We start from the raw sequence: 3,782 nt of genomic DNA, 5'->3' as shown, positions 1-3,782 counted from the left end.
AAGCGCCTATCCAGAAGTTCTGCGCATAACCGGGCGTGAGATCGCCGGGGCATGAGGGCGTTGACACGGGCCTCGCCGGGGGTTGGGCCGGGGGTTGGATCGAGGTCGCCACAACGTCCACCCACCGGCGAGGTCGTGGTCAGCATGCGCCCGACCTTCGTGTTCGCCAATGCCCCCGCCACCTCGATCGAGCAGTCACACGCGCGGCTGCGAGGTTACTGGCGGCGATACGCGCGATGATGGTCCTGCTGCCGCTGCACGGCCTGCCGGCGGCGCAGATCGCCGGCCTGCTGGACTACGACGCCGCCACCGTGCGCCGATGGATCGGCCGGTGCAACCGCCACGGCCTGGCAGGACTGGACGACCGTCCCCGCCCCGGCCGCCCCCGCCTGAGCGGCGGGCACCCGACCGGCCAGATCGCCGCTCTGCTCGCCCGGCCGGGGCCGTGGACCGTTGCGCGGCTGTGGCGATACCTGAACCGGCCCCGTCTGGGCAGGCGCACCCTGTATCGGCGGGTGCGCCAGGTGGCCCTCTGGCGGCGTTCCAAGCTGGTGGCCCGAGGCGATCCCGGCCGGTGGCAGGTGGTGGCCGCCATCACCGAGCGGCTGCGCGCCTTACCGCGCGGGGCGGTGGTCTGGGCCGCCGACGAAACCCACGTGCACCTGCTGCCGCACCTCCGAGCAGGATGGACACTGCGCGCCGATCGTCCGGCCATCGTCACACCGGGCAAAAACCGGCAGGTCACCGTGTTCGGCGCCGTGGAGCCGACCACGGGACGGTGGGTATATCGGCTGGGCCACCGGTGCCCGGCCGACTTCCCGCGCCTGCTGGATGAGATGGCCGCAGCCTTCCCCGCCGCACCGAAGATCGTGGTGATCTGCGACAACGACAGCATCCACCACGCCCGAGCCGTGGCGTGCCACCTGCAGGCACACCCGCGCGTGGAGGTGCTGTACGGCGCGCTACAGCCCGCACGACAACCCCGTCGAGCGGATCTGAGCCGCGCTCAAGGCGTTCATCGCCAACACCGCCGTCAGCCGGCCCGGCCGTCTCCGGCAGATCCATGCCTTCTTCCGCGCCCGCTCACCCGACCAGTTGCCGGCCACCGCCGCCTCGTGAACCAGCCCCTGGCTCCTCGCCGGTTACAAGCGGAACTTCTGGAATGCCGCTTAGAAGGTGAGGGAGACGGCGGGGCTTTTCTTTTTTGTGAGGATTTCGCATCGGCGAACCGTTTGACCTATATCGAGGAGGTAGCAAATGAGAGTGATCCTCCGGTGCGAATCAACGTCCCATCGAGCACCAGGTAGTGCAGGCCGTCCTTGCGCAGCGCCTGCCGAAGCTTGGGCGAGCGCGCCGACAGCAGTATCACCGTCTCCTCCACATACCGTCACGCGGTCGCCGTCAACACCCCGAGCTCGGCGAACGTCTCACCCTTGCGCAGGTGGACCGGCACCAGCAACGCCTATTGTCCCGCGTTGAGCAGCCGCCAGGCCGAGCCGATCGCCTTGCGGTGCCGGCGGATCAGCCTGGACACGTAGGTCAGCGTTGAACGCGAAAGATCGACGGCAGCGCAATAGAACAGCATCCGAAGCCCCTAGTTGTGATGGACGTGATTGTGGTGGTCAACCCGTCTACCAGGAGTTTCTTTACGGCGTCAGGCGAACGCCAGCCTCGCGACCATGCTGTGACCAGCAGGCCGCCGTCAGGGGATGAAAAGGACTTACTGATGCCACCTTCTTCTACTCCACCGACAGAGCATGTCACGACTCAGACACGCTTCAAGGGGCTGCAATAGAAAAATACATTCAAAATACATTCGACTTTGATCAAGAGAGAATGCTTCGCAACGGGAACGAAGCACGCCGTGACATAGCCCAGGTCATGCGCCATTCATGGAAAGCTCAGACCACCCGCCATAGCGACAGAGGGTCTGCTAAGCCGCCAACTAAAAGTGAGTCCTTTAGCACGATCTATTGGATCTTGCAAGACTTGTATGTATTTTACAGCCTTGTCATGATCTAAAACGAACAGGGGAAAGGCCTATAGGCCATCCACTGAAAAGGTTTCGCTCTAATGAGGAGGGAGGGTTTTTAAACCGGGTCGCTCATACCGTCATCCGCCTCAATTCATACAGCCGGAACTCCCGTGCTCCTAAACGGGAATCGGAGGTAATGGCGGAGCCGTTTGATATCTCGCTCTCGCTATAGGAAGCGAAATCAAGCGCGTTCAGACTGTGTTGAGCAGCCCTGAGGAACCCGCAGCATCCTGTCTTAGTTCCGCGAGCGGGTCGGTTTGCCGACGCGCCCCGCCCGCGGAGCATCATTTCAATGCACATAGGAGTCTACCCTTCATGGCACTAACGCGTCTTGCCCTTGCCGTAACGTTCTCAGCCGCCACTGTGAGCGCCTTCGCCCTTGCCTCCGCTACTGGTGCGGCGGCCTCGGCGGAGCCGGCTAGCCCCACCCCCGCCAGTGCCCAGGCCAATCACCCCACACCTCGAACCGCCGATGAGCTGAAAACGCAGATCAACGAGGTTCTGCAGAACACCACCGGGGGTTCCCAGACCGCTCCCAACGAGGTCACCTGGAATAAGGGTGAAAAAAACGAGGTCCGACTGCTTCTCCCTGTTCCGTCGGGCATGGAAGATGAGGTCCAGGCAGCCAAGGACAAGGAGAGAAGCCTCAGCGGGACCCTAGCTACGTACTACAAGAATGGTTGCCCGTACAGCTCTTTCACCAAGTGGGCTTGCCTCTACGAGAACGAGAACTTCAACGGCGTTCAGAACGAAGCCCAGGGGCCCGGAAACGGTCGTCTACTCCAATTCAAGGACACCAGCGTCCTTCAGAACCTCAACCAGTGGTACTTCCAGGATACGGCTTCTTCCGCCATGAACACGACGGGTGGAGGGCTCGGGGTTCAGAAGCAGTATTACTGCAACCAGGGCTCGCGAATCATCCCGGCGTACTCCGGGCTCGGCGGCTTCGGCGACTTTAACGACGCAGTCAAGTACATCTACCTTGCCCCCTCCGGCTACACACCGGCCTGCTGATCGCGGGTAAGGTCTAGAGTTAGGTGAGGAATGCCGGGATCCCCTTGCGGATCCCGGCTTCGTCACCCCCACGACCAAGGGACCGTCATGACGAATACAGGCGTTCGCGCAGCCATCGTAATTCTTCTCGGACTCCTGATGGGTGCTACGTACTGGCTGGCTGGGGAAAACCTGAGGCTTCCTCTGGGCGCTGCGCCGATGCTGACGGTAACCTATCTCTTAGGCCTATATATCGGCCAGAGGTGGGAGGCAGCCGCTTTGGGTGCGGTTGCGGGCGTCACCGCTTCTGCTGGCTACTACCTCGTTGGGGGTGGCGCTCCGGCGGCTCGCATCCTTGCTGTTGCCCTGATCGCAGCTGTGCTATGCGCGCTGAGCGCCGTCCTGGGTGCTGCTCCTAGCGAAATGCGTCCTTGGGGAGCGGCCTTGACGGCCGGCGCATGGCTAGGCGAATTGGTCGTATTTCGCGCCAATACACCCATTTACTGGGAGATAATTGCCATATTGGCTGCCATTCTCTTGATATTTTTGTCTCTGCGGGATTTTCGAGGGAAATTTGTGGGCGCAGTGTTAGTGGTCCCCATGTTTGCAATAATAGTTATTGCATGGCAAACACTCGTGCCAATGCTGGCCTTGACGTGAGAAGCCCAAAAATACCCACATCGGCGAGCACACCCTAGGAAGACTCGGCCTTTGTAGTTGAAAACCTGCCGTAGCGCGTGCTGCACAGTAACTA

General features: G+C 61.8%; 2 protein-coding genes and 2 pseudogenes. 3 read left to right on the top strand and 1 reads right to left on the bottom strand.

Features of this window, described 5'->3' with window-relative positions; all coding sequences use genetic code 11:
* Positions 1 to 144: 144 nt before the first annotated feature.
* Positions 145 to 1,119 (top strand): annotated as a pseudogene (locus ACFY2X_RS47175) (IS630 family transposase).
* A 160-nt stretch (positions 1,120 to 1,279) separates the two neighbouring features.
* Here the strand turns inward: ACFY2X_RS47175 and ACFY2X_RS47170 are convergent.
* Positions 1,280 to 1,585: pseudogene (locus tag ACFY2X_RS47170) on the bottom strand (IS5/IS1182 family transposase); the annotation flags it as partial.
* Positions 1,586 to 2,350: 765 nt separating this feature from the next.
* On the opposite strand from ACFY2X_RS47170, the gene ACFY2X_RS47165 reads away from it, so the two are divergent.
* Together ACFY2X_RS47165 and ACFY2X_RS47160 are read left to right on the top strand one after the other, a co-directional pair.
* Positions 2,351 to 3,049, top strand: a complete 699-nt coding sequence (locus ACFY2X_RS47165; RefSeq protein ID WP_389951988.1) for a hypothetical protein — start codon at positions 2,351 to 2,353, stop codon at positions 3,047 to 3,049.
* Positions 3,050 to 3,136: 87 nt separating this feature from the next.
* Positions 3,137 to 3,688 (top strand): hypothetical protein, encoded by a 552-nt coding sequence (locus tag ACFY2X_RS47160; protein ID WP_389951986.1) that lies wholly within the window; start codon positions 3,137 to 3,139, stop codon positions 3,686 to 3,688.
* Positions 3,689 to 3,782: the final 94 nt, after the last annotated feature.

It is taken from the genome of Streptosporangium sp. NPDC000396, assembly GCF_042898655.1.
Lineage (GTDB): Bacteria > Actinomycetota > Actinomycetes > Streptosporangiales > Streptosporangiaceae > Streptosporangium.
The sequence above is the reverse complement of the archived record's forward strand: the minus strand, read 5'-3'. Positions and strand labels throughout refer to the sequence as shown.